The organism is Kitasatospora sp. NPDC087271, from assembly GCF_044744605.1.
Lineage (GTDB): Bacteria > Actinomycetota > Actinomycetes > Streptomycetales > Streptomycetaceae > Kitasatospora.
Map to the genome: position 1 here is coordinate 404113 of NZ_JBIUYQ010000003.1, position 23776 is coordinate 427888.

Consider the following 23776-nt stretch of genomic DNA (forward strand, 5'->3'; position numbering starts at 1 on the left):
ACAGCACGAAATGAACGGACAAGCATGAACCTCCTGATGCGACGGGTCGACCGTGACGTCACTCTCCTCGACCCCGACGACGTGCTGGCGCGCTTCCCCAGCCGGCTCTCCATCGAGCAGTACCGCGAGGGCGAGGAGAGCGGCGAGCTCTGCGAGCTGGAGGAGTCGTGGCTCTTCCTGGACAAGTCCCTGCGCCGCTGCCCCGGGGCCGACCTCGCCGAGGTCGTCACCGGCGGGGACCTGCTGAAGGAGTTCCCCGAGGACGAGACCACGCTGGTCTTCGTCACCCCGGAGCGCACCGCCACCGCCTCCGCCGCACTCTCGGCGCTGGACCAGGACGTCCTGCGCACCCGGATCGGCGAGGTGCTCGCCGAGAACGTCAACGGCGAACTGCCGCCCGGGCTGCTGGACGAGATGCTCTACCGGATGGCGGAGCTCACCGCGTTCTTCCGGCAAGCCGCCGAGTCCGGCCAGGGCGTGCTGAAGAACGTCTATCTCTGACCCGCCCCAGCCATGGAACTGGCGGACGCCGGTCACGCACAGGTCTCCGACCATGACGGAGACCCGCGATGCCCCCTTCGCCGCAACGGCAGCAGGACCGCCAGGCCCAACGGCGCCCGGCGGTCCTGTGCCACCCCCTACGAACGACTCAAGCAGAAGGCCCGGACCCTGGCCCAGGCCTCGGCCTCGGCCTCGCCACCTGAACGACGGCGGGGGCGCCGGGAGCATGCGGGGCCGGGCCGGGGCAGGTGGATGACCGCGAACACGTGACCGAAGCCGTGGACCTCGCCCTCGTAGGCGGTGGTCATCGCCCCCCATGGGCCGTAGGGGATCTCCAACCGCATCGTCGAACGGCCGTACGTCGTCGGGCCCTCGAACCGGTCGTGGCCACGCTGCGCAACGCGCTCGACGCCGCCGTCCGCTCGTGGCGGCTGCGCCGCAACCCGGCCAAGCGCGCCGGCGGCGTTCCTGCGGCGCAACGGGCACACCAGTCCGTCGAATTCGGCTCATGATGTCGTCGAATTTGTTTCGTTGGCCCTGCCGCCGAGCGACCGGAATACTCGACCCCGGGACGCCGAACACCTCGGAGCTCCAAGAATTCTGACGATCCCGGAGTTATTCCATGAGCCATGACGTCGACTACGGCAAGATCTCCGTCAAGACGCCCGAGGAGATCGCCCTGCTGCGGATCGCCGGCGGCATCGCGGCCCAGGTGTAACCGGGCTCCGGCAAATGCACACCTGGGGCTCGGGTGTTCCCGTGCGCAGGATCCGGTTGACGCGTGCGGTGTCCAGGGCGTGTTCCCAGCGCGCGACGACGAGGGTGGCCACGCCGTTGCCGGCGAGGTTGGTCAGCGCGCGGCACTCGGACATGAACTTGTCGATGCCGAGGATCAGCATCAGGCCGGCCGCGGGCACGGTGCCGGCGGTGGAGAGGGTTGCGGCCAGGGCGATGAACCCGGCGCCGGTGACTCCGCCGGATCCCTTCGAGGTGAGGATCATGACGGCGAGGAGGCCGAGTTGCTGGCCGAGGCTGAGCGGGGTGTCGGTGGCCTGCGCGATGTAGACGGCGGCCAGGGAGAGGTAGATGGAGCTGCCGTCGAGGTTGAAGGAGTAGCCCGTCGGCACGGTCAGCCCGACGATGTCGCGGCGCACGCCGAGCCCTTCGAGCTTGGCCATCAGCCGCGGCAGCGCGCTCTCGGAGGAGGACGTGCCCAGCACGACCAGGAACTCCTCGCGCAGGTGGCGCAGCAGCCGGAAGATGTTGATCCCGAGCAGGGCCGTGACGCCGCCGAGGACGACGACGACGAAGAAGAGCGAGGTGCCGTAGAACAGCCCGACGAGCGTCCCTGCGGGTACCACCCCAGGGGCCGATGGCCGGCGGACGCGAGTCGATGACAGTCCTCCTCCCCCGGCAGCCCGTCGAACAGATATCCGTCGGCGGTGACGGTGGTTCCGAGGGGCAGGAAGCGGCGGCTGGACATCTGCACGGACAGGATCGCGTTCGCCCCTTGAAGCACCCGCCCCGGGTCAGCCGAGCGAGGATCCGGCTGCGCCGAGGGTGTCCCGCAGCCACTGCTCGACGCCTGCCACGTGCACCGTCGCCCAGGCGTGCGCGACGTCGGGGCGGCGGTGGGCGATGGCGTCGAGGATGGCGCGGTGCTGCTGGCGGGTCCGCTCGACCGCGCCTTCCTCGGTCAGCCCGCGCCAGATCCTCGCCCGGGCGGTCGGGCCGGACAGGCCGTCGACGAGCGAGCACAGGACGGTGTTGCCCGAACCGGCCGCGATCCTGTGGTGGAACTCCAGGTCGTTGTCGATCAGCTCTTGCAGGGGGGCGTCGTCACGCAGGCTCTCCAGGACCTCTCCGAGCGCGGCGATGTCCTCGTCCGGCATCACTCGGGCGGCCATGGCCGCGGCGGCGGGCTCCAGGATGCGGCGGACCTCCAGGAACTCCAGCACCGAGTCGTCCTGGTGGAAGTCGACGACGAAGCCCAGCGCGTCCAGCAGCAGGTTGGGCTCCAGACTCGTCACGTACGTGCCGTCTCCCTGGCGTACGTCGAGCACCCGGATGAGCGAGAGAGCTTTCACCGCCTCACGCAGGGAGTTGCGCGACAGACCGAGCCGCTCGGCCAGGTCGGCCTCCTTGGGGAGTCGCGAACCGGGGCGCAGCTCACCACTGACGATCATGGCTTTGATCTTCTCGATCGCCGAGTCGGTGACTGGCACGCCGATGCCTCCCTGGTCCTGATCCCTGCAGCATAGTCTCCCCCGCACCCACCCGGAGCTGGCCTTGATCGCGACCGGTCAAGACCATCCGGCACGTCCCTCCGCGGGCCGGCGCGGGGTGCCGAGCCCGTACACGCGGACCGCGTTGTTCCGGAACACCGCGTCCTCCTCCCCCGTGCTGAGCCCGTCCGCGAGGTGCCGGGTGATCCGGGCGACCTCGGCGTAGCCGGCCTCCAGGGTGCACACCGGCCAGTCGGAACCGAAGAGGAGCCGTTCCGGGCCGAAGGCCTCCAGGGCGGTGTCGGCGTAGGGCCTGAGGTCCGCCGTCCGCCACCGGCCGGGGGCGGCCTCGGTCACCAGGCCGGAAAGCTTTCCCACGGTGTTGGGCAGCGCGGCCAGGCGGCGCAGGTCCGCTGCCCAGGGGTCGAGCGCGCCGTCGGCGATCGGGGGCTTGCCGAGGTGGTCGAGGACGAACGTCAGGCCGGTGTGCCGGGCGGCCGCGAGGGCGGCGGCGGGCAGCTGGTGCGGCTTGACGACGAGGTCGTAGGCGAGACCGGCCTCGGCGACGGCGAGCAGGCCGCGCTGGACGTCGGGGCGCAGCAGCCACTCGGGGTCGGGCTCCTCCTGGACCTGGTGCCTGATGCCCACCAGCCGTTCCCCGCCGGGGAGTTCGCGCAGGGCGGCGATCGCGTCGGCAACGCCGGGGGCGGTGAGGTCGGTCCAGCCGACGACGCCGGCGATCAGGTCGCTGCCGTCGGCCAGCGCCAGCAGTTCGGGGGTCTCCTCGGGGACGCAGACGGTCTGCACGACGACCGTGGCGACCACTCCGGCCGCCGCGGCTTCGGGGGCGAGGTCGGCGGCGGTGAAGGAGCGGGCCAGGGGAGCGAGGGCCTCGCCGCTGATCCAGGGCTGCGGCCGCGTGCCGAGGTCCCAGACGTGGTGGTGCGCGTCGACGATCTGACGTGCGGTCACAGTTCCCACACGGCCGGGAGCCCGGCCCCGGCGCCGGCGTTCGAGTAGTCGTGGCTGATGTCGAGCAGTTCGCCCATCCTCTCCTGCCAGGCGGTGTTGGCCGGGAGGTGCTCCAGTTCGGCGAGGAGCCGGGCGTAGTCCTCGCACTCCAGCAGGTGGAACAGCTCGCAACCGCTGCGCCAGATCGTCCACGAGGTGGCGCCGGCAGCCCGGATGGCTGCGACGAGTTCGGCGGGCACGTCCCGGTGGGCGGCCTCGTACTCGGCGATCCGGTCCGGGCGGAGGCGGGTGTGCAGGGCGACTCTCATGGCTGCTCCGGGTGGGTGGGGTGGTCGACGATGACGACGTGCAGGGTGCGGGGGCCGTGCACGCCCTCGACGCGGTCGAGTTCGATGTCGCTGGTGGCAGAAGGGCCCGAGATGAAGGTCAGCGGCAGCGCGGGGTCGAGGCGGGCGAGGGCGTCGGGGACGTCGGCGGCGATCTGTCCGGCGCGGATGACGCACAGATGGTAGTCGGGGACGAGGGTGAGGGCGCGGCGGCCCTGGCCCGGGCCGGTGTCGAGGACGATGGTCCCGGTGACGGCGATGCCGGCGGCGGCGAGGGTGCAGGCGCCGTCCAGGGCGTTCAGGGCCTGGACGTCCAGCGGTTCCGGGTGCCACTGCCAGTCGCCGGGCGGCAGCAGCTCGACGGGAAAGCCGCTGGGCAGTGCCAGGTTGCTCGCCCCGGCTGCGGTGAGCGCGGCGGCGATGGCGGCCGGCAGGCCCGCCTGGTCGGTGCGGGTGACGTCCGCGCGGTGGTCGGCGACCCGCTCGGCGAACAGGGCGACGGTGTCCTCGCCCGGCTCGGTGTGGGTGCGGCGGTAGGTCCGGGGTACGGGGACGTCGTCGGGCCGTTCTTCGGCGGGGACGTCGGCGAGCGCCGCCCGGATGCGGCCGAGAACCGCCTCACGGCTGCTCATCGTTCACCTTCCCTGTTCTTGCGCCACCAGGTGCGGAAGGACTCCGCCGGAGGTGCGGGGGTGTCGCGGGTGTCGGACCAGCCGTGCAGCGGGCCCGGCAGCCGGCCGATCCGCCCCTCCCTGGCGAGGGCCCTGCCGCCGAGCGCGACGGCCTTCTGGGCCACGGAGAGCAGGCGCGGGGAATCGAGGACGGTGGCAGCGGCCTTCATGACCAGCGCCTCGGCTCCCCGCGGCCTGCTCTCGACGGCCTTGGCCCGCAGGTGGGCCAGCACCTCCGGGATGTTGATCTTCACCGGGCAGGCGTCGTAGCAGGCGCCGCACAGGGTGGAGGCGAACGGCAGGGACGCCGCGTTCTCCACGCCGACCAGTTGCGGGGTGAGGACGGCGCCGATCGGTCCTGGGTAGACCGAGCCGTAGGCGTGGCCGCCGGTGCGCTCGAAGACGGGGCAGACGTTGAGGCAGGCCGAGCAGCGGATGCAGCCGAGTACCTGCCGCCCGACCTCGTCGGCGAGGGTGTCGGTGCGGCCGTTGTCGAGCAGCACCAGGTGGAACTCCCTGGGGCCGTCGCCGTCGGTGGTGCCGGTCCAGGTGGAGGTGTAGGGGTTCATCCGCTCACCGGTGGAGGAGCGGGGCAGCAACTGGAGGAAGACCTCCAGGTCCTGCCAGGTCGGGACGGTCTTCTCGATGCCCATGACGGTGATGAGGGTTTCGGGCAGGGTGAGGCACATCCGGCCGTTGCCCTCGGACTCCACGACGACGACCGTGCCGGTGTCGGCGACGGCGAAGTTGGCGCCCGAGACGGCCACCTTGGCGGTGAGGAACTTCTCCCTCAGGTGCAGGCGGGCGGCTTCGGCGAGTTCGCGCGGGTCGTCGCCGAGGTTCTCCGGTGCGGGCTTCCCCCAGTGGGCCATTTCGGCGAGGAAGAGGTCGCGGATCTCGGTCCGGTTGCGGTGGATCGCGGGGACGAGGATGTGGGACGGGCGGTCGTCGCCGAGCTGGACGATGAGTTCGGCGAGGTCCGTCTCGTAGGCGGTGATGCCGGCTTCGGCGAGGGCCTCGTTGAGGCCGATCTCCTGGGTCGCCATGGACTTGATCTTCACGACCTCGCGTTCGCCGGTGGCCCGCACGAGTTCGGTGACGATGCGGTTGGCCTCGGCGGCGTCCGAGGCCCAGTGCACGGTGCCGCCCGCGGCGGTGACGGCGGCCTCCAGCTGGACGAGGTAGCGGTCGAGGTGGCGTGAGGTGCGGCTCTTGATCGCGGCGGCGGCGTCCCTCAGGTGCTCCCAGTCGTCCAACTCGGAGGCGACGGCCAGCCGCTTGTCGCGGATGGTGGTGGTGGCGCGTTTCAGATTGGCGCGCAGCCGGGTGTTGCCGAGCGCCTCGCGGGCGGCGTCGGGAAAGGACGGGGAACCGAGCCAGACGACGCCACGGCCGCCGGGCTTGCTCATCGTGCGGTTCCTTCGGTGGCGGCGAGGATCTCGGCCAGGTGCAGGGTCCGCACGGTCGCGCCCCGGCGGGACAGTCCGCCGCCGATGTGCATCAGGCAGGAGTTGTCGGCGGCGCACAGGACCTCGGCTCCGCTGTCCAGGACGGCGGCGTTCTTGTCGGCGAGCATCGCGGCGGAGGTGTCGGCGTTCTTCACGGCGAAGGTGCCGCCGAAGCCGCAGCAGGAGTCGGCTGCGGGCAGGTCGACCAGGTCGATGTCCTCGACGGCGCGCAGCAGCCGGTCCGGGCGGTCGCCGAGACGCAGGCCGCGCAGGGAGTGGCAGGTGGGGTGGTAGGCGACCCGGTGCGGGAAGCGGGCACCGACGTCCGTGACGCCGAGCACGTCGGTCAGGAACTCGGTGAACTCGTGCACCCGGGGCACCAGTTCGGTGACCTGCCGGAGGAGCGAGGCGGTGCCGTGCCGTTCGGCGAGCAGCGGGTGGTTGTCACGGACCATCCCGGCGCAGGAGGCGGACGGCGTGACCACGGCGTCGTAGTCGGCGAAGGCCCGGGCGAAGCGGGTCACCAGCGGGACGGCGTCGGGGCGGTAGCCGGTGTTGAAGTGCATCTGGCCGCAGCAGGTCTGTTCCTGGGGGAACTCGACACGGTGGCCGAGCCGCTCCAGCACCGTCACCACCGCGCGGCCGGTGTCGGGGAAGAGGGTGTCGTTGAAGCAGGTGATGAACAGGGCGATGCGCATCAGCCCACCTCCCCGGGGGTCGGGACGTCCGCGGGCAGCAGTCCGCGGTGCTTGAGCTCGGCCCAGAGCGCCGCCGGAACGGGGTGGTCGAGCATGGCGGCGGCGTCCCGGGCCTCGCCGGCGCTGCGGGTGCCGACCAGCACGCTCGCCACCGCCGGATGCCCGAACGGGAACTTCAGGGCGGCGGCGCGCAGCGGGACGCCGTGCCGCTCGCAGACGGCCTTGAGGTCGGTGGCCCTGGTGAGCAGGTCTGCGGGGGCCGCGGTGTAGTCGAAGGTGGCGCCGGGCCGCGGGTCGGCGAGCAGGCCGGAGTTGAAGACGCCGCCGATCACGACGCCGACGCCGCGCCGGTGGGCCAGGGGCAGCAGTTCCGCAAGGCCCTGCTGGTCGAGGAGGCTGTAGCGGCCGGCGAGCAGGACGGCGTCGAGGTCGGTCTCGCGGATGAACCGGGCGGGCAGTCCGGCCTGGTTCATGCCGACGCCGATCGCTCCCAGGACGCCTTCGGCGCGCAGGCGTTCGAGTTCCGGGTAGGCCTCGGCGAGTGCCTGTTCGGCGTGGTCGTCGGGGTCGTGCAGGTACGCGATGTCGATCCGGTCGAGGCCGAGCCGGTCCAGGCTGTCCTCGATGGAGCGGCGCACGCCCCGGGCGCTGAAGTCCCAGACGCGGTGGTGGGTGGCGGGCACGGCGAAGCCGTCGGCCAGGTCGTCGCCGTCGCCGGAGGGGGCCGGTTCCAGCAGGCGTCCGACCTTTGTGGAGATCGTGTACTGGTTCCGGGGGAACGCGCGCAGGGCGGCGCCGAGCCGCCGCTCGGACAGGCCCAGGCCGTAGTGCGGGGCGGTGTCGAAGTACCGTACGCCGCACTCCCAGGCGGCGGTGACGGCCTGTTCGGCCTGCTCGTCGGTGACCGGGGCGAACAGGTTGCCGATGCCGGCGGCGCCGAAGGCGAGTTCGGTCACCTGGGCCCTGCTGCGGCCGAGGGGGTGGTGGCGCGGCTTCACGGGCGTGGCTCCGGTCGCAGGCGCAGGCCGGCCATGCCGCCGTCGACGGCGAGCGCGGTGCCCGTGACGCTGGCGGCGGCCGGGGAGGCGAGGTAGGCGATGGCCGCGGCGACCTCCTCGGCGGTGACCAGCCGGCCGGTGGGCTGGCGGGCGTTCAGTGCGGAGCGCTCGGCGGCCGGGTCGTCGGCCGCGTCGAGCAGCCGGCCGACCCACGGGGTGTCGACGGTGCCCGGGTTGACGCAGTTGACCCGGATGCCTTCGCGGACGTGGTCGGCTGCCATGGCCAGGGTGAGCGAGTGGACGGCGCCCTTGCTCGCCGAGTACAGCGCGCGCTGGGGCAGTCCGGCCGTGGCGGCGATGGAGCAGGTGTTGACCACCGAGGCGGAGGCGGAGCGGCGCAGGTGGGGCAGGGCGGCGCGGGTGGTGCGGACGATGCCGAGCACGTTGACGTCCAGGACGTGGTGCCACTGCTCGTCCGAGTTGTCCTCCACGGTTCCGGCGGCGCCGATGCCGGCGTTGTTGACCAGGATGTCGATCCCGCCGAGCGCCTCGGCCGCCGCCTGGACGGCCTCGCGTACGGAGCGGTCATCGGCGACGTCGGCGGTGAAGCCGCGCAGCGGGGCGCGGACGCCGCTCGGGTCGAGGTCGAGGACGGCGACGTCCGCTCCGCGTGCGCCGAGCAACCGGGCGGTGGCCAGTCCGATGCCGGAGGCACCGCCGGTGACCAGGGCGGTGAGCCCGTCGAGGTCGGTCGTCATGAGCGCTCCTCCTTGTCGCCGCCGGCCAGGTCGGCTGCCCAGAACGTGCCGTCGGGGTAGGTGTAGGTGTCGATGGCGGCCTGGTGCATGGTGGCGGAGAACCCGGGCACGGTGGGTGCCCGGTAGCGGCCGCCGTCGATGACCACGGGGTCGAGGAAGTGCTGGTGGAGGTGGTCGACGTACTCGATGACGCGGTCCTCGGTGGTGCCGGAGAGCGCGACGTAGTCGAACATCGACAGGTGCTGGACGAGTTCGCACAGGCCCACGCCGCCGGCGTGCGGGCACACGGGGACGCCGAACCTGGCGGCGAGCAGCAGGATGGCGAGGTTCTCGTTCACGCCGGCCACCCGGGCCGAGTCCAGTTGGAGGACGTCGATGGCGCCGGCCTGGAGCAGCTGTTTGAAGACGATGCGGTTCTGCACGTGCTCGCCGGTGGCGACCTTGACGGGGTGGACACCGCGCCGGACGGTGGCGTGGCCGAGCACGTCGTCCGGGCTGGTCGGCTCCTCGATCCAGTAGGGGTCGAACTCGGCGAGCTCGTTCGTCCACTCGATCGCCTCGGCGACGTTCCAGCGCTGGTTGGCGTCGATCGCCATCCGGATGTCCGGACCGACGGCCTCGCGGGCGGCGCGGCAGCGGCGGATGTCGTCCTCCAGGTCGGCGCCGACCTTCAGCTTGATCTGGGTGAAGCCGTCGGCCACCGCCTCCTTGGCGAGGCGGGTGAGCTTCTCGTCGCTGTAGCCGAGCCAGCCGGGCGAGGTGGTGTAGGCGGGGTAGCCGCGGCGCAGGAGTTCGGCGGCCCGCCCGGGTGCGCCCTGTCTGCCCTTGCGCAGCAGTTCGAGGGCCTCATCAGGCGTCAGCGCGTCGGCGATGTAGCGGAAGTCGACCTGGGACACCAGCCATGCGGGGTCGGCGTCGGCCAGCAACTGCCACAGCGGCTTGCCCTCACGCTTGGCGGCGAGGTCCCAGACGGCGTTGACGACGGCTCCGATCGCCATGTGCATCACGCCCTTCTCGGGTCCGAGCCAGCGCAGCTGGCTGTCACCGATCAGGTCGCGGTACAGGGAACCGGGGTCGGCGCACAGCTGGGCGACGGACCGTCCGACGACGTGCGGGCGCAGCGCGTCGATGGCGGCGACCTGGACGTCGTTGCCGCGACCGATGGTGAAGGTGAACCCGTGGCCCTCGTGGCCGCCCGCGGAGGCGCGCAGGACGACGTAGGCGGCGGAGTAGTCGGGGTCGGGATTCATGGCGTCGGACCCGTCCAGCTCCCGCGAGGTGGGGAAGCGGATGTCGTAGGTGTCGACGGCGGTGATCCGCGCTGTGGTTGCGGACAACGTGGTGCCTTTCAGGCGTTGGAGAAGGTCTGGCGCTGGGTGCCGAGGCCGTCGATGGCCAGTTCGACGGTGTCGCCCGCGCGCAGGTAGGGGGTGCCGGGCAGCCCCAGGGCCACGCCGGCCGGGGTGCCGGTGTTGATGACGTCTCCGGGCCGCAGCACCATGTACTGGCTGAGGTACCAGACCAGGTACGGGACGTCGAAGATCATGTTCTCGGTGCTGCCGCTCTGCCGCTGCTCGCCGTTGACGGCCAGACGAAGGCCGAGGGCCTGCACGTCGCCGGCCTCGTCCGGGGTGACCAGCCAGGGGCCGAGCGGGTTGAAGGTCTCACAGGACTTGCCGAGGTCCCACTGCCCGGAGTACTCGAGCTGGAACTCCCGCTCGGACACGTCGTTGCTGATCGCGTAGCCCGCGACATGGGCGAGGGCCTGTCGGGGCGAGTCCAGGTAGCGGGCCTCGCGGCCGATCACGACCGCGAGTTCGACCTCCCAGTCGGTCTTGGCCGAGCCGCGCGGGATCAGCACCTGGTCACAGGGACCGACCACGGCGGACGGGTCCTTCATGAAGACCACCGGCCGGGCGGGGACGGCAGCGCCGGTCTCCTCGGCGTGGTCGCGGTAGTTGAGGCCGATGCAGACGACCTTGCCCGGCCGGGCGACGGGGGCGCCGATCCGCAGGCCGACCGGGTCGATCGCAGGGAGCTCTCCGGCGGCCAGGGCGGCGCGAACGCGGTCGATCCCGTCCGAGGCGAGGAACGCCCCGTCGATGTCACCGGTCAGGCCCGAGAGCGCGAAGACCCGGCCGTCGTCGCCGAGGGCTGCCGGAGCCTCTTCTCCCGCCGGTCCGATCCGCATGAGCTTCATGCCATGGCTCCTGTCATAGGTCTGCGGGCCGGGGTTCTTCACCGGGCCGACACATCGGATGAATCCTCGACGCCCTGACCATACGAGCGTCGGCCACGCACCGCAAGAAGTCCTCCGATGTCTGTCGGCGCCCGCCGGGGTCAGGAGCCGAACATCTCCTAACTGTTCATCAAATCTCCAGCTCAGACAGGAGATGACAGCTCGTTATCATCCGACATGGGGGCCCGGACGTTACGGTTGAGATTCGCCCGAGGTTTCCCTATTGTCAGTCACGTGCCAAGCTCGTATGGTCCTCGTGATCGCAAGCCATCCGATGACTGCGGGGAGCACGATCCAGCGCGCCTGCCACGACCCGCCGCATCCATGGCCTCCCTCCTGGATGACGGCCGGGAGGGGAGGTCCGGCTCAACCACCCCCGCTTCACCTCCCGGGGGGGGGACAGGCCTCTCCGCCTCCCGCCACACCGGCTCCCCACCCTCGCAGGGGAGCCCGGACATCCCAGCCAAGGAGATCAGCACCATGAAGCCTCGCTCCTCCAGAATCGCGGCCACGGCCGCCGCCGTAGTCGTCCTGGCGGGGGCCGCCACGGCCTGCAACCGCGGCAGCACGACGGACTCCGCCGCCGGCGGCAAGCCGGCGCTCGGGATCGACCTGCCGCGTGCGGACTCCGACTTCTGGAACTCCTACGCGCAGTACATCAAGCAGGACGCCTCCGCCCAGGGCCTCAACACCCTGCCGGTGAGCAACTCGCAGAACGACGTCACCAAGCTGGTCGCCAACGTCCAGGTCTTCCAGAACACCGGCGCCAAGGCCGTCGTCATGGCCCCGCAGGACACCGGCGCGATCGCCTCCACCCTCGACCAGCTGACCGCCAAGAAGATCCCCGTGGTCAGCATCGACACCCGCCCCGACAAGGGGAACGTCTACATGGTGGTGCGCGCCGACAACAAGGCGTACGGCACCAAGGCCTGTGAGTTCCTCGGCCAGCAGCTCGGCGGCAAGGGCAAGGTCGCCGAACTCCAGGGCGCGCTGAGCTCCGTCAACGGCCGCGACCGCTCCGAGGCCTTCGCCGCCTGCATGAAGGAGAAGTTCCCCGACATCCAGGTGATCGAGCTGGCCACCGACTGGAAGGGCGACGTCGCCTCCGCCAAGCTCCAGTCCACCCTCACCGCCAACCCGGACCTGGGCGGCGTCTACCTCCAGGCCGGCGGTGTCTTCCTGCAGCCCACCATCGCCCTGCTCCAGCAGAAGGGCCTGCTCAAGCCCGCCGGCCAGCCCGGCCACATCGCCATCGTCTCCAACGACGGCATCCCGCAGGAGTTCGACGCGATCCGCAAGGGCGACATCGACGCGACCGTCTCCCAGCCCGCCGACCTCTACGCCAAGTACGCGCTGTTCTACGCGCAGGCCGCGGCCGAGGGCAAGACCTTCCAACCCGGTGCCACCGACCACCAGTCGACCATCATCTCCCTGCCCAACGGCCTGGAGGACCAGCTCCCCGCTCCCCTGGTCACCAAGGAGAACGTCGACGACAAGTCCCTCTGGGGCAACGGCGTAGGCAAGTAGCCCACCGACCCCTCGTGCGTGGCGGCCCGGACCCCCCTTCCCGGGCCGCCACGCACGGATCCTGCGGAAAGGACGTCCCCGCCATGGCGGACCCCAGCCCCGTCCGGGGCCCCGTCGTCGAGGCCGACGGGATCAGCAAGCGCTTCGGCGCCACCGTCGCCCTCAGCGACGCCCGCATCTCGGTCGCGCCCGGCGAGTCGCACGCCCTGGTAGGCCGCAACGGCGCGGGCAAGTCCACGCTCGTGTCGATCCTCACCGGCCTGCAGAACCCCGACACCGGCACCCTGCGCTTCGACGGCGAGCAGGCCCCGGCCCCCGGTGACACCGACGCCTGGCGGTCCAGGGTCGCCTGCGTCTACCAGCGCTCCACCATCATCCCCGCGCTGACCGTCGCCGAGAACCTCTTCCTGGACAGGCAGAGCAAAGGCGCCCTGCGCCCGATCAGCTGGAAGCAACTGCGCGGCCGCGCAACCGAGCTGCTCGCCGAGTACGGCGTGGACGTCGCCCCGACCGCGCGCGCCGAGGACCTGAGTGTCGAGCAGCGCCAGTTCGTCGAGATCGCCCGGGCGCTGTCCTTCGGGGCCCGCTTCATCATCCTGGACGAGCCCACCGCCAAGCTCGACGCCCGCGGCATCGAGCGGCTCTTCGACAAGCTGCGCTCACTGCAGGAACAGGGCGTCGCCTTCCTGTTCATCTCCCATCACCTGCAGGAGGTCTACGACCTCTGCACCACCGTCACGGTCTACCGCGACGCCCGGCACATCATCACCGCGCCAGTCGCCGAACTCGACCAGCAGGCCCTGGTGGAGGCGATGACCGGCGAGAGCTCCCGGGACAGCGGGCCCGCCTGGTCGGTGACCGGCCGGACGCGCCCCGACGGTGCCCCGCTGCTGGACGTCTCGGGCCTGAGCCTGGCCGGCGCCTACCAGGACTTCTCCCTGACCGCGCACGCCGGCGAGGTCGTGGGCCTGGCCGGCGCGGCCGCCAGCGGCAACGTCCGGCTCGGCGAGACCATCGCCGGTCTGCACCGCCCGCAGGCCGGCACGATCACCGTCGCGGGCCGCCCGGTGCGCACCGGGCGCGTTCCCGCCGCTCTCGCGGCCGGCATCGGGTTCGTGCCCGAGGACCGGCACGTCCAGGGCCTCATCCCGCAGCGCAGTGTCGCCGAGAACGCCACCCTGACCGTCACCGACCAGCTCGGGCCCTTCGGCACGGTGCTGCCCTCCCGTACCCGGGCCTTCGCCGAACGGATGATCGGCGACCTCGACATCAAGACACCCGGCCCCTCGGCCCCGGTGTCCGCGCTGTCCGGCGGCAACCAGCAGAAGGTGGTCATCGCGCGGGCCCTGGCCACCGAGCCGCACGTCCTGGTGGCCATCCGGCCCACCAACGGCGTCGACGTCAAGTCCAAGGAGTCCCTGCTCGGCACCGTCCGCGAGGTCGCCGACGCCGGGAGGAGCGCTCTGATCGTGTCCGACGAACTCGACGACCTGCGGGTCTGCGACCGCGTCCTGGCCATGTTCCACGGCCGCGTCGTCGCCGAGTTCGAGCACGGCTGGAGCGACGAACAGCTGGTCGCAGCCATGGAGGGCATGTCCGGCCCGACCGACACGAAGGAACGCAATGTCTCCCACCACTGAGGTCAGCCCGCGCGCGGCCACCGCCGGCACCGCACCGGCCGGCCGGCGCTTCGACCTCGCCCGCTACCGCGACCTGTCGCTCGTACCGGTCCTGCTCGTCCTCGGCGTCATCGGCTTCGTCGTCTCACCCGCCTTCCTCACCGCCGACAACCTCCTGGGCGTCGGCCAGCAGGCCACCGAACTGAGCCTGCTGGTACTGGCCGAGGCGCTGATCCTGATCGTCGGCCGGATGGACCTGTCCCTGGAATCCACGATCGGCGTGGCCCCCGTCATCGCCGTCTGGCTGGTCCTCCCCGACCACGGCGCGCGCTTCAACGGCCTCGGGCTCCTGCCCTCCTGGACGGCCATCCCGCTGTGCCTGGCCGTCGGCGCGCTGATCGGGGCGATCAACGGGTTCCTGATCCTCAAGCTGCGCCTCAACGGCTTCATCGTCACCCTCGGCGCGCTCACCCTGCTCCGCGGCCTCCAGGTCGCGATCTCCCAGGGCCAGTCGATCGTCAACCTGCCCGGCTCCTTCACCTACCTCGGCAGCACCAGCTGGCTCGGCGTCCCCGCGGCGATCTGGATCTGCGCCCTGCTCTTCCTGGCCGGCGGCTGTGCCCTCGCCTGGCTCCGCCACGGCCGCGCCCTGTACGCGATCGGCGGCAACTCCGAGGCCGCCCGCGCCGCCGGCATCCGGGTCGACCGGATCACCTGGATCGTGCTGATCCTCGGCGGCCTGCTGGCCGCCTTCGCCGGCGTCCTCTACACCGGCCACTACGGCTCCATCTCCGCCGACCAGGGCAACGGGTGGATCTTCCAGGTCTTCGCCGCCACCGTCATCGGCGGAGTCAGCCTCAACGGCGGCCGCGGCACCCTCTTCGGCGCCCTGACCGGCGTGCTGACCCTCCAGCTCGTGGTCAACGTCATGACCCTCGCGGGCGTGCCGCCGCTGTGGAACCAGTTCCTCAACGGCGCGATCATCATCGTCGCGCTGATCATCTCCCGCTTCGCCTCGGGCGAGAAACAGGAGTGACGGGGTCCCCCGGCCCGAGAGCCACCGAAGCGGCGCGACCAGCTCCGCGGGAACCGGTCGCGCCGCTTCGGCCTCCCCTGCCCCGCCCCCTCGACCGACCAGCACTCCCATGCCCGCACGCAGGAGGCGAACACCGTGGCGGTGACCGACCAGGCCATCGAGAAGATCAAGGAAATGATCGTCTCCGGCGCCCTGCTGCCCGGCGCGCGACTCCCCAACGAGGCCGACCTCGCCGACCAGCTCGGGCTGTCCCGCAACTCGCTGCGCGAGGCCGTCCGGGCGCTCACCGCGATGCGGATCCTCGTCCCCCGGCAGGGCGACGGCACCTACGTCTCCGGCCTGGAGCCACACCTCCTGCTGGAAGCCATGGCCTTCGCCTCCGACGTCTCCCACGGGCACACGGCCCGGCAACTCCTCCAGGTGCGGCGCCTGCTGGAACCGCAGGTCACCGCCCTCGCCGCCGGCCTGCTCACCGACGACCACCTGCGAACGCTGCGGGCCGTCCTCGACCAGAGCGCCGCGGCTGCCGGCATCGAGGAGTTCATCGAGCTCGACATCGAGTTCCACCGCACCATCGCCGATGCCGTCGGCAACCCCGTGCTGTCCACCCTGCTCGGCATCCTCTCCACCCACACCCAGCGGCTGCGCATCGTGCGCGGTACGCACAACGCCCCTGCCCGCGAGCAGGCCCACCGCGAACACGAGGCCATCTGGCGGGCCCTGGTCGACCACGACGCCGTCCTGGCCGCCAGTGCCAGCACCGTGCACGTCGCCGCCGTCGAGGACTGGCTGGCCGCCGGCACCGACCACCCGGACCTCGACCACCCGGACCTCGACGCCATCGCCTGACGGCGACGTGCCGAATCCCGCACATCCGTTCCCCTCCCCCTCAGCGCGCAAGACCCCCACGACCCAGGACGGTCTGACACATGAAGAGCCGAACCATCCGGACCACCTGCACGGGCTGCATCGCCGTGTTGCTCGCCGGCTGCCTCACCGCCTGCGGTGGCACTGATGACCCCGGCAACTCCCGCCCCCAGATCGGCATCGACATCCCCCGCGCCGACTCCGACTTCTGGAAGGCGTACGCGAAGTACCTCCAGCAGGAGATCAACGACCAGCAGCTGAGTGTCCTGCCCCCGACCCGTTCGAACGGCGACGACGCGACGTTCACCGCCAACGTCCAGTCGCTGGCCGCCCGACACCCCAAGTCCATCGTCATGGCCCCGCAGAACACCATGACCACCGATTCGACACTCTCCGAGTTGTTCCGTGCCAACATCCACACGATCAGCGTGGACACCGAACCGGAGCACGGCAGCGTCTACATGGTGGTCCGCACCGACAACAAGACGTACGGCACCAAGGCCTGCGAGTTCCTCGGCAAGCAGCTCGGCGGCAAGGGCAAGGTGGCCGAGCTCCAGGGCGCACTGACCTCCATCAACGGATACGAACGCTCCGAGGGATTCGCCGCCTGCATGAAACGCAACTACCCCGGTATCCAGGTGATCGCGCTGCCCACCGACTGGAAGGGCGACGTCGCCTCCGCCAAGCTCCAGTCCACCCTCGCCGCCAACCGGGACCTGAACGGCATCTACCTGCAGGCCGGCGGCGTCTTCCTCCAGCCCACCCTCGACCTCCTACGCCAGAAAGGCCTGCTCAAGCCCGCCGGCCAGCCCGGCCACATCACCATCGTCTCCAACGACGGCATCCCGCAGGAGTTCGACGCGATCCGCAAGGGCGACATCGACGCGACCGTCTCCCAGCCCGCCGACCTCTACGCCAAGTACGCCCTGTACTACGCCAAGGCCGCTGCCGAAGGCAGGAAATTCCAACCCGGGCCCACCGACCACCACTCGACCATCATCACCCTGCCCAACGGCCTGGAGGACCAGCTCCCCGCTCCCCTGGTCACCAAGGAGAACGTCGACGACCCGTCGCTCTGGGCCAACCACGCCGCGGGCTGACCGAGACGGGCCCCGGAACCAGGCCGGCGCATCCACCACAACAACGGGACGACGGGACTCCGGTCTGTGCACCACCACTGACCGCTCCCCCACCCACCCCCGCTGAAGGGCCGCACCGTGCGAAGTGCACCGGTGGTCAGGGCGCCAGTCGCCCTGACCCCGGTCCGGGCGCACCCCGGCCGCGGCGACCTCCGACAGCGTCGCGGCACTCGCCGAGACCTGGGTCGACGGCAACGCCACCACCGCCGCCACGAAGCCGGCCGCCGGCCGCATCCTCCTCGATCCGTTCCAGGACCTCCCGCGCGTTCTCGTCCGCGACGGCGCGCAGCCACGCCCCGGTGGCGAACTCCGTACCGGTGGCCAGGGCGCCCAGCAGCGGCGCCGCGTCCGCCCGGGGCAGGGCCCGCGCGTCGACGGTCAGAAGCCGACGCTGCGTCTCGGGCACGTCCGCGTGGCATTCGACTTCTTCGGTTCGTCCGTGTTTTGGCTCCGGGCAGCAGGGCACGCGCCGTTCAGGGAGGTCTGGAGCTACAAGCGGAGGACCCAAATGTCAACAGGGACCCTCATCGCAGTCATCGCCATCGTCGTCGTCCTTCTGGTCGTGTGCGCGCTGGTGGCGACGTTCGTCATCCGCCGGCGCCATCTGCAGGAGCGGTTCGGCCCGGAGTACGACCGGACCGCGGAGGCGAAGGACGGCCGTTTCGCCGCCGACCGGGAGCTGCGCAAGCGCGAGTCGCGCCACGACTCGCTGAACATCAAACCGCTGTCACCGGGTGCCCGTGACCGGTACGCCAAGGACTGGGCACGGGTGCAGGAACAGTTCGTCGACCGGCCCGACGACACGGTGCACGAGGCGGACCGGCTCGTCACCACGCTCATGAGCGAGCGCGGATACCCGACCGAGGGGTACGAGCAGCAGCTCAAGGACCTCTCCGTCGAACACGGGAGCGTGCTGACGCACTTCCGGTCCGCTCACGAGGTCAACGACCGCAGCAGCCGCCACCAGGCGACCACGGAAGAACTGCGGGGCGCCATGGTGCACTACCGCACCCTGTTCGAGGAACTGCTCCACAACGGTGACCGTCCGCAGGGCAGCCGCGCGTGAGCCCCGCACCGGCGAGTTGAGCTGACGGGACGCACCCGGCGACGGCCGCCGACCGGAACTGCCGAGAGGGAAGTGAAGAGATACACAGCGGAGCAACATCCGAACCGCGCGAGGGCGGCCTGTCCACGGAGGATCTGGCCGGCGCCCGACAGGACACCGACGAACAGAGCGATACCTCCGGGGCGGATTCGCCACCGGCGTTCCCCGGGGAAGCCACCACCGAACAGCGGAGCGGTGAGCAGGGGCTCACGCTCGAAGGCCGCGACCGCGAGCAGGACTTCGGGCAGGAACGCGGACAGGAAGAGGAGCAGGAAGGGGGCTACACCCAGGCATCCGAGCCATCCGAGCGCACCGAGGACCCGGAAGCCGCCGAGAACGAACCCCTGCTGGGCGGGCAGCAGGAGGAGTTCCGCTCCCGGTGGCAGAAGATCCAGGGCGAATTCGTCGACGACCCGCGCCATGCCGTGTCCGCGGCCGATAATCTGGTCGCCGAGGCGATGCAGGCACTCGCCACCACCTTCTCCGCGCACAAGCAGGACCTCGAAGGCCAGTGGCACCGCGGCGACGAGGTGCCGACCGAAGAACTGCGCGTCGCGCTCCAGCGCTACCGCTCGTTCTTCAACCGCCTGCTCAACACCTGAAGCAACGGGGCCGAAGCCACGCCCCCGACCTGCGGTGATCGAGTTCCATTCGGTCCTCGCCCAAGAAAACCGAACAGGTTCTTCGGGCCTCCTGCGAACTTCAGGAGGCCTGCTGGTGGACCGGACCGGGCTCGCCCCGGGCCCGTTCCCGTCCGAGGACGGCTTCGAGCCCTTGCTCGCGCTCTCCGCGGCACGCCGCGGCACCCTGTTCTCCGCCCGTGCCGGCGGTGGCCCGCACCAGGGCGAGGGTGTCCGGGTCGCGATGCGACTCAAGGACGCCACCGGACTCGCGGTCGCCGACGCAAAACGCTCGGCTGGGAAACCCCAGACGAGCGCCTGCATAAACTCATCGCGGCCTGATCAAACCGACCACGTGTTGCAACGACCCCTAGAAACCGCCGACCGGTCAGGGGGCATCGACGCTCGTGCGCAGGTGGGTGGGTGGGCGGGCCGGCGGTGTGTCAGGTGGCGATGGTGGCGACGGGTTCGAGGCCGTAGGTTCGCGCGTAGCCGTTCTCGGTGCCGACGAGGAGGTCGACGACCTCGAAGTAGCGGTCCCAGAAGGGGGTTTCGCGCAGTGCGTCGACGAGCACCTGGTAGGCGTGGTGGTCGTCGGCCTCCCACACCCAGACGTCGGTGACACGAGCGGAGTAGAACTCCGTGTCGTAGAAGCGTGACCGGACGCCGGTGGTCTTGGCCTTGATGGCCGGCAGGACCTGGGTGGTGAAGGCGTCCACGCGTTCCTTGACGGTCAGCGCGAGCCACTCGGGCGTGGTCTTGACCAGCATGAACGCCGTGACCGGCGGTTCGGACCTTTCAGCGGACATCGGGGTGCCTCCAAAGCGGCAGGTGGGTAGTGGTCCTGGTTCGCCGGGCTCCGTGCTGCCCCGGCGCCGGGTGCTGGACTTCAGGAGAGGACCGCGGGCTTGAGGGTCCGGGCGCACCACTGCTCGAAGCCGGTGGGGGAGGCGGTGTTCGGGGTGCGGGCGACGCCGGCGTCGAGGCCCTCGTCCTTGGCCCGCTTCATGTCGACCACGCCCTGGGCGAACACCTCGTTGAGGCCGTAGCCGACGAGGGTGGCGTACAGCTCGTCGAACGACTGGCGTTCGTAGCGGACGGGGCGGCCGAACTGCTCGGTCATGATGCGGGCCAGGTCGTTCGGGGACAGGTCCCGCGGCCCCAGGACCGGGACGCTGCCGGTGCCGGTCCACGAGCGGTCCAGCAACAGGCCGGCTGCGGCCGCCGCGATGTCGGCGACGGCCACGAACGGGGCCTTGCGGTCGGCGTCGACGGAGTCGGTGAAGACGCCCTTCTCGCGGATCGAGTCGGCTTCCTCCAGGAGGTTCTCGAAGAAGGACGGGTTGGCCAGGGCCCGGTAGGCGACGCCGGTGCCGGCGATGAGGTCGTCCATGGCGAGGGAGGCGGTGACGAGGCCGGCCCGGTCGGCGAGCGGGGTGCCGCGGCCGAGCGCGGAGACGCCGACGACGTGGCCGACGCCGTGGGCGACGAGCGCCTCGGTGGCGGGGCGGGTGAAACCGCTGTAGGCGTCGTACGGGGTCAGGGAGGCGTCCGGGGGGACGAGCCAGAAGACCGCGTCCGCGCCCTCGAAGGCCCGGTCGAGGACCTCGGCGTCCGCGTGCGAGCCGGTGACGACCTCGACGCGTCCGCGCGCCGCGTCCGGAAGCCGGGCGGGATCGCGCACGATCACGCGCAGTTCCTCGCCCGCGGCGGGGGCGGACTCCAGGAGCCGGGCGAGCAGGTGGCGGCCGATGTTCCCGGTGGAACCAGTAATGACGATCATGAAAACCTCGTAGCTGGTGCTGGTTTCGGTACGCCCTCATCCTGCTGAGGTCCGCCGTGCTGCCACAATGGGAACTTCAGCACGGAATCATTGACTGAAATGGAATGATGCTGGTGAGCAGCCCGGATCCGGTCATCGACGCCAATCTCGCCATCGCTCTGGATGCCTTGCTGGCCGAGCACAGCGTGACCCGCGCCGCCGCACGACTGCACACCTCGCCCGCTGCCATGAGCCGCACCCTGGCCCGGCTGCGCCGCATCCTCCAGGACCCCCTCCTGGTCCGGGCCGGACAGACCATGGTTCCCACCCCGCGCGCCCAGGCCCTGCGCGAGGAAGCCGCCACAGTGGTGCGCAGCCTCGCCGCGCTGCTCAGTCCCGGCACGAGCGTCGACCCCGCCGGCCTCCGCAACACCTTCACCCTCCAGGCCGCCGACCTGGTCGGCGCTGCGCTGGCGCCCGGGCTGCTGCGACTGGCCCAGCGGGAGGCGCCGGGGGTCTCGTTCCGGATCCGGGCCGAAGACCTGGAGGCCGGGCCCGCCCTGCGCGACGGCCGGATCGACCTGGAGGTCGGATCCATCGACCACGTGGACCCCGAAACCCAGGTCGAAGAACTGGTCAGCCTCCGCATGGTCGCGGCCGTCCGGCCCGGCCATCCGCTCACCGAAGGACCGCTGACCCCGGCCCGGCTCGCTGCCGCCCACCACGCCGCGGTCAGCCGCCGCGGCCGGTTCACCGGCCCCCTCGACGCCGCCCTGGCCGAGCAGGACCTCCACCGGCGGGTCAGCGTCGTTTTCCCCAGCCACCTGGCCGCGATGACCCTCGCCACCCGCAGCGACCTCGTCTGCCTCGTACCCGCCGCACTCCCCGGCGCCGCCCCCTCGCCCCTCACCCACGACGCCGGCGCCCTCGGACTGCACCTCCTCGACATCCCCCTGGCCCTGCCGCCCCTGACCATCGGCATGGCCTGGCACCCCCGGCACACGGCCGACGGGGCCCACCACTGGCTCCGCGACACCGTCCGCCGGATCCTCCGCACGCCGGCGGCAGCTTCTGAGCCCACCGCGGCGGACGCGATCGGCCTCGCATAGGACGACGCCGCCCCGGCCCGCGACGTTCCAAGGGGCGGATCCGAGCTGAGAGGCCATCAGCACGTCCCCACCACGTAGCACGCTTTCGGCGGTTCTTCCCAGCTCAGGGGCTTGATCGACCATCCGGGGTCAGCAAAACGTCAGCAGGACGCGCGGGGAGCGAGATCGATCATGGCAACCACCAGCCTCGTCCGCGGCATGGGTTCCTTCTTCAAGGAGTGCGGGCACCGAGTCCCGGTGGCCCCGGTGCCCGCACGAGTACAAGATCCGGTACCGCAACGCGGCCGGAAGGCAGGCGGAGGAGTCCGGGTTCACCACGCAGGACAAGGCCAAGGCCCGGCTCACCGAGGTCTACCAGGCCCGGAAGAACGCTCCGCAAAGCCGGCGCACGGCGGAACGGATCCGGAAGTACAGCCCGATGCAGGTCGGGGACTACGTCGAGGAGTGGAAGGCCCACCAGCGCGACCTCAGCCCCGCGTCGCTCCGGCACCTCGAATCTCTGCTTGAGCACCATCTCCACCCCGCCTTCCACAGCCGTCGGATGGACACGTTCGACCACAAGGCCGTCGAGGTCTTCACACTCCTCGCCAGTCTCACGGGCCTCCTGCACCCGCAAGACTGACGCACCATCACGATCCCAGGCGGCCGAACACCAAGATCACCGACAGAGCCAAGCTCAGAATGCCGCAGCTGATTACCCAAAGAGTCTCACCCGGACCTTCCTGCCGGGATACGCTGAGGAAAGGTCGGGAGATCCCGAACTTCCTGTACGACAGCGCGAGGGGGAAGAGCATGGCGTCACCTGCCGCAATTTCCGAGATGGTGGTCATCAAGAGCGATGGGACTCAGACCAGTCCCATGCGCCAGCCGCAAGCCCAGTCCTACCTGGAAAACGTCCTCAATGAGGCAGGCATGGGGAACAGGCTCGCAAACCTGAAGCAGTCCCTGAACCAGGCATTTGACGGCCAGGGAAAGCCCACCGGATCGCACAAGTTCAACAATCAGCCGGTCCTGCACGCCAGTTCGGGTAACGGACAGCAGAGTGTCACCCTTTTCTTCTATGCGGACGGCAGCAAGCTGATGCTGTTCGCCATGGGGGAGCACGTGTCGAGCACGCAGTACAGGATCAGCATTTACGGGCAGCAAGGCACGGATTTCGCGAAGGGCAAAGTCATCTCCGTCTGATCCCGCGGCCTGTGGCCGAGCCCCGCGGTCGGCTCGGCCACAGGCCGCCAGGTCGGTACACCTTCCCCACGTGGCGGCCCGCTCGTCGCAGCGGGCGGACCTCAACGGTCGCACGCAGGGAAGGTTGCCAACGGAGGGCCAGCCGCTGACCTCGTGGGGCTGCGCCTACGGCTCGGCTCCCAGGTAGAACCTCCAGACAATCAAGTCCGCTGCTCCGTTCGGAGAGGCCTTCTGAGAAACCCATCCCTTCTTGAGGGGCACGGCCGCTACTTCCCAGGCGTCAAGGCCGATGTTGAACAGCTCATTTCCGCCGAACCAGGCGTTGATGAACTGCTTCTTGTTGGATTCGTTCCCGACCGTGGTGATCATGTCGGCGTCAACGGAGACCGAGTATGACGTTTGTGACCACCTGACTGGTGACGTCGTTCACCTTGAGCTTCCCGCCGTCCAGCACGGTGACGTTGCCGGTGACGACGAGGTCTCCAACGATTTCTACCTTGCCCGTGTGGAAGGTGGCGCCGTCGGGGGTGATGGCGGCGCCGCGGGGTTTGGTGGTGATCCGGAAGGAGCGGATGGCGATTCGGGTGCTGCGTGAGATCAGCATTCTCAGGCGCATGTAGCGGGCGGTTCGGGCTGTGGTGCCGTGATACTCCGATTGATATGCCACGACGGGTGCGTAATGGGTCCAGTTGGTGCCGTCTGTTGACGATTCCAGGTTGCAGTCGGGCAGGGTGAAGCTGCCGTCGGGTTTGCCGAGATAGATGTCGATCTTGGTGATGTCGCGTTGGCTGCCGAGGTCGATCTGGATCCAGTCGTTGAACTCGGGGGTGCGTGCGCTCCAGTAGTACGTGTCCAGGTTCCCGTCGGTCATATCGGACGGGAGGCGTCGGGTGCCGTCCGGGTCGGTGGTGAAGCCCAGGTTGGTGGTCGCGGCGCAGTTCGTCGTCCGACAGCCAGCAGTCCTCGTCGAC

Annotated in this window: 28 protein-coding genes and 1 pseudogene; 12 read left to right on the forward strand and 17 right to left on the reverse strand. The window is 70.6% G+C overall.

Annotation, left to right across the window (positions count from 1 at the left end; genetic code table 11):
- The first annotated feature begins 24 nt into the window (after positions 1 to 24).
- Together ACIO9K_RS08265 and ACIO9K_RS08270 are read left to right on the forward strand one after the other, a co-directional pair.
- Positions 25 to 501: a DUF1877 family protein gene (locus tag ACIO9K_RS08265; protein WP_363619856.1), complete on the forward strand. Its 477-nt coding sequence runs from the start codon at positions 25 to 27 to the stop codon at positions 499 to 501.
- Positions 502 to 884: 383 nt separating this feature from the next.
- The gene (locus tag ACIO9K_RS08270; RefSeq protein WP_363619855.1) at positions 885 to 1013 is read left to right on the forward strand and encodes a hypothetical protein; all 129 of its coding nucleotides are present in this window, start codon (positions 885 to 887) and stop codon (positions 1011 to 1013) included.
- Between the two features lie 144 nt (positions 1014 to 1157).
- Here the strand turns inward: ACIO9K_RS08270 and ACIO9K_RS08275 are convergent.
- The 11 genes and pseudogenes from ACIO9K_RS08275 to ACIO9K_RS08325 all read right to left on the reverse strand — a co-directional run.
- A pseudogene (locus tag ACIO9K_RS08275) lies at positions 1158 to 1850 on the reverse strand (cation:dicarboxylate symporter family transporter); the annotation flags it as partial.
- A 180-nt stretch (positions 1851 to 2030) separates the two neighbouring features.
- Positions 2031 to 2726, reverse strand: a complete 696-nt coding sequence (locus ACIO9K_RS08280) for a FadR/GntR family transcriptional regulator (protein WP_363581231.1) — start codon at positions 2724 to 2726, stop codon at positions 2031 to 2033.
- Positions 2727 to 2804: 78 nt separating this feature from the next.
- A complete protein-coding gene (locus ACIO9K_RS08285) occupies positions 2805 to 3698 on the reverse strand; it encodes an amidohydrolase family protein (RefSeq protein ID WP_400327910.1) in 894 nt (297 codons plus the stop codon).
- Positions 3695 to 4006 carry an L-rhamnose mutarotase gene (locus ACIO9K_RS08290; RefSeq protein ID WP_363581227.1) on the reverse strand — a complete coding sequence of 104 codons (312 nt, stop codon included), beginning with the start codon at positions 4004 to 4006 and terminating at the stop codon, positions 3695 to 3697. Before ACIO9K_RS08290 ends, ACIO9K_RS08285 begins: the two co-directional genes overlap by 4 nt.
- A complete protein-coding gene (locus tag ACIO9K_RS08295; RefSeq protein WP_363619851.1) occupies positions 4003 to 4656 on the reverse strand; it encodes an LUD domain-containing protein in 654 nt (217 codons plus the stop codon). Before ACIO9K_RS08295 ends, ACIO9K_RS08290 begins: the two co-directional genes overlap by 4 nt.
- Positions 4653 to 6104, reverse strand: coding sequence for a LutB/LldF family L-lactate oxidation iron-sulfur protein (locus ACIO9K_RS08300; protein ID WP_363619849.1), 1452 nt, complete (start codon positions 6102 to 6104; stop codon positions 4653 to 4655). The genes ACIO9K_RS08295 and ACIO9K_RS08300 overlap by 4 nt, the downstream gene beginning before the upstream one ends.
- Positions 6101 to 6841 carry a (Fe-S)-binding protein gene (locus ACIO9K_RS08305; RefSeq protein ID WP_400327912.1) on the reverse strand — a complete coding sequence of 247 codons (741 nt, stop codon included), beginning with the start codon at positions 6839 to 6841 and terminating at the stop codon, positions 6101 to 6103. The genes ACIO9K_RS08300 and ACIO9K_RS08305 overlap by 4 nt, the downstream gene beginning before the upstream one ends.
- On the reverse strand, positions 6841 to 7839 hold the full coding sequence (locus ACIO9K_RS08310) for an aldo/keto reductase (RefSeq protein ID WP_400327914.1): 999 nt from the start codon (positions 7837 to 7839) through the stop codon (positions 6841 to 6843). The genes ACIO9K_RS08305 and ACIO9K_RS08310 overlap by 1 nt, the downstream gene beginning before the upstream one ends.
- On the reverse strand, positions 7836 to 8597 hold the full coding sequence (locus ACIO9K_RS08315) for an SDR family oxidoreductase (RefSeq protein WP_363619843.1): 762 nt from the start codon (positions 8595 to 8597) through the stop codon (positions 7836 to 7838). Before ACIO9K_RS08315 ends, ACIO9K_RS08310 begins: the two co-directional genes overlap by 4 nt.
- A complete protein-coding gene (locus ACIO9K_RS08320) occupies positions 8594 to 9934 on the reverse strand; it encodes an L-fuconate dehydratase (RefSeq protein WP_400327916.1) in 1341 nt (446 codons plus the stop codon). The genes ACIO9K_RS08315 and ACIO9K_RS08320 overlap by 4 nt, the downstream gene beginning before the upstream one ends.
- Positions 9935 to 9945: 11 nt before the next feature.
- On the reverse strand, positions 9946 to 10797 hold the full coding sequence (locus ACIO9K_RS08325; RefSeq protein WP_400327918.1) for a fumarylacetoacetate hydrolase family protein: 852 nt from the start codon (positions 10795 to 10797) through the stop codon (positions 9946 to 9948).
- A 519-nt stretch (positions 10798 to 11316) separates the two neighbouring features.
- Here ACIO9K_RS08325 and ACIO9K_RS08330 point away from each other — a divergent pair.
- From ACIO9K_RS08330 to ACIO9K_RS08350, 5 genes are all read left to right on the forward strand, one after another.
- Positions 11317 to 12363, forward strand: a complete 1047-nt coding sequence (locus ACIO9K_RS08330) for a sugar ABC transporter substrate-binding protein (protein WP_400327920.1) — start codon at positions 11317 to 11319, stop codon at positions 12361 to 12363.
- Positions 12364 to 12446: 83 nt separating this feature from the next.
- Positions 12447 to 14003, forward strand: a complete 1557-nt coding sequence (locus tag ACIO9K_RS08335) for a sugar ABC transporter ATP-binding protein (RefSeq protein WP_400327922.1) — start codon at positions 12447 to 12449, stop codon at positions 14001 to 14003.
- On the forward strand, positions 13987 to 15018 hold the full coding sequence (locus ACIO9K_RS08340) for an ABC transporter permease (RefSeq protein ID WP_400327924.1): 1032 nt from the start codon (positions 13987 to 13989) through the stop codon (positions 15016 to 15018). Before ACIO9K_RS08335 ends, ACIO9K_RS08340 begins: the two co-directional genes overlap by 17 nt.
- 135 nt (positions 15019 to 15153) lie before the next feature.
- Positions 15154 to 15867: a FadR/GntR family transcriptional regulator gene (locus ACIO9K_RS08345; RefSeq protein ID WP_400327926.1), complete on the forward strand. Its 714-nt coding sequence runs from the start codon at positions 15154 to 15156 to the stop codon at positions 15865 to 15867.
- A gap of 80 nt (positions 15868 to 15947) precedes the next feature.
- Complete coding sequence (locus ACIO9K_RS08350; protein WP_363619829.1) at positions 15948 to 16985, forward strand: sugar ABC transporter substrate-binding protein; 1038 nt, start codon at positions 15948 to 15950, stop codon at positions 16983 to 16985.
- A 136-nt stretch (positions 16986 to 17121) separates the two neighbouring features.
- Here the strand turns inward: ACIO9K_RS08350 and ACIO9K_RS08355 are convergent, their stop codons facing one another.
- Positions 17122 to 17430 carry a hypothetical protein gene (locus ACIO9K_RS08355; RefSeq protein ID WP_400327928.1) on the reverse strand — a complete coding sequence of 103 codons (309 nt, stop codon included), beginning with the start codon at positions 17428 to 17430 and terminating at the stop codon, positions 17122 to 17124.
- A 102-nt stretch (positions 17431 to 17532) separates the two neighbouring features.
- Here ACIO9K_RS08355 and ACIO9K_RS08360 point away from each other — a divergent pair, with 102 nt between their 5' ends.
- Positions 17533 to 18090 carry a hypothetical protein gene (locus ACIO9K_RS08360; RefSeq protein WP_363586218.1) on the forward strand — a complete coding sequence of 186 codons (558 nt, stop codon included), beginning with the start codon at positions 17533 to 17535 and terminating at the stop codon, positions 18088 to 18090.
- Positions 18091 to 18554: 464 nt separating this feature from the next.
- Positions 18555 to 18731 carry a hypothetical protein gene (locus tag ACIO9K_RS08365; RefSeq protein WP_400327930.1) on the forward strand — a complete coding sequence of 59 codons (177 nt, stop codon included), beginning with the start codon at positions 18555 to 18557 and terminating at the stop codon, positions 18729 to 18731.
- Between the two features lie 461 nt (positions 18732 to 19192).
- On the opposite strand, the gene ACIO9K_RS08370 is transcribed toward ACIO9K_RS08365, so the two are convergent.
- Together ACIO9K_RS08370 and ACIO9K_RS08375 are read right to left on the reverse strand one after the other, a co-directional pair.
- Positions 19193 to 19558 (reverse strand): darcynin family protein, encoded by a 366-nt coding sequence (locus ACIO9K_RS08370; RefSeq protein WP_400327932.1) that lies wholly within the window; start codon positions 19556 to 19558, stop codon positions 19193 to 19195.
- A gap of 80 nt (positions 19559 to 19638) precedes the next feature.
- The gene (locus tag ACIO9K_RS08375; RefSeq protein WP_400327934.1) at positions 19639 to 20532 is read right to left on the reverse strand and encodes an NAD(P)H-binding protein; all 894 of its coding nucleotides are present in this window, start codon (positions 20530 to 20532) and stop codon (positions 19639 to 19641) included.
- Positions 20533 to 20636: 104 nt separating this feature from the next.
- Here ACIO9K_RS08375 and ACIO9K_RS08380 point away from each other — a divergent pair, with 104 nt between their 5' ends.
- Positions 20637 to 21620 (forward strand): LysR family transcriptional regulator, encoded by a 984-nt coding sequence (locus ACIO9K_RS08380; protein ID WP_400327936.1) that lies wholly within the window; start codon positions 20637 to 20639, stop codon positions 21618 to 21620.
- Between the two features lie 418 nt (positions 21621 to 22038).
- Entirely contained in the window at positions 22039 to 22242 is a 204-nt protein-coding gene (locus ACIO9K_RS08385) for a hypothetical protein (protein WP_400327938.1), read from the forward strand.
- A 7-nt stretch (positions 22243 to 22249) separates the two neighbouring features.
- On the opposite strand, the gene ACIO9K_RS08390 is transcribed toward ACIO9K_RS08385, so the two are convergent.
- Entirely contained in the window at positions 22250 to 22450 is a 201-nt protein-coding gene (locus ACIO9K_RS08390) for a hypothetical protein (protein ID WP_400327939.1), read from the reverse strand.
- Here ACIO9K_RS08390 and ACIO9K_RS08395 point away from each other — a divergent pair.
- Positions 22440 to 22805, forward strand: coding sequence for a hypothetical protein (locus ACIO9K_RS08395; protein WP_400327941.1), 366 nt, complete (start codon positions 22440 to 22442; stop codon positions 22803 to 22805). The genes ACIO9K_RS08390 and ACIO9K_RS08395 overlap by 11 nt on opposite strands.
- Positions 22806 to 22970: 165 nt before the next feature.
- On the opposite strand, the gene ACIO9K_RS08400 is transcribed toward ACIO9K_RS08395, so the two are convergent.
- Both ACIO9K_RS08400 and ACIO9K_RS08405 read right to left on the reverse strand, forming a co-directional pair.
- Positions 22971 to 23174 carry a hypothetical protein gene (locus ACIO9K_RS08400; RefSeq protein WP_400327943.1) on the reverse strand — a complete coding sequence of 68 codons (204 nt, stop codon included), beginning with the start codon at positions 23172 to 23174 and terminating at the stop codon, positions 22971 to 22973.
- A 7-nt stretch (positions 23175 to 23181) separates the two neighbouring features.
- Positions 23182 to 23676 (reverse strand): discoidin domain-containing protein, encoded by a 495-nt coding sequence (locus tag ACIO9K_RS08405; RefSeq protein WP_400327945.1) that lies wholly within the window; start codon positions 23674 to 23676, stop codon positions 23182 to 23184.
- Between the last annotated feature and the right edge of the window lie 100 nt (positions 23677 to 23776).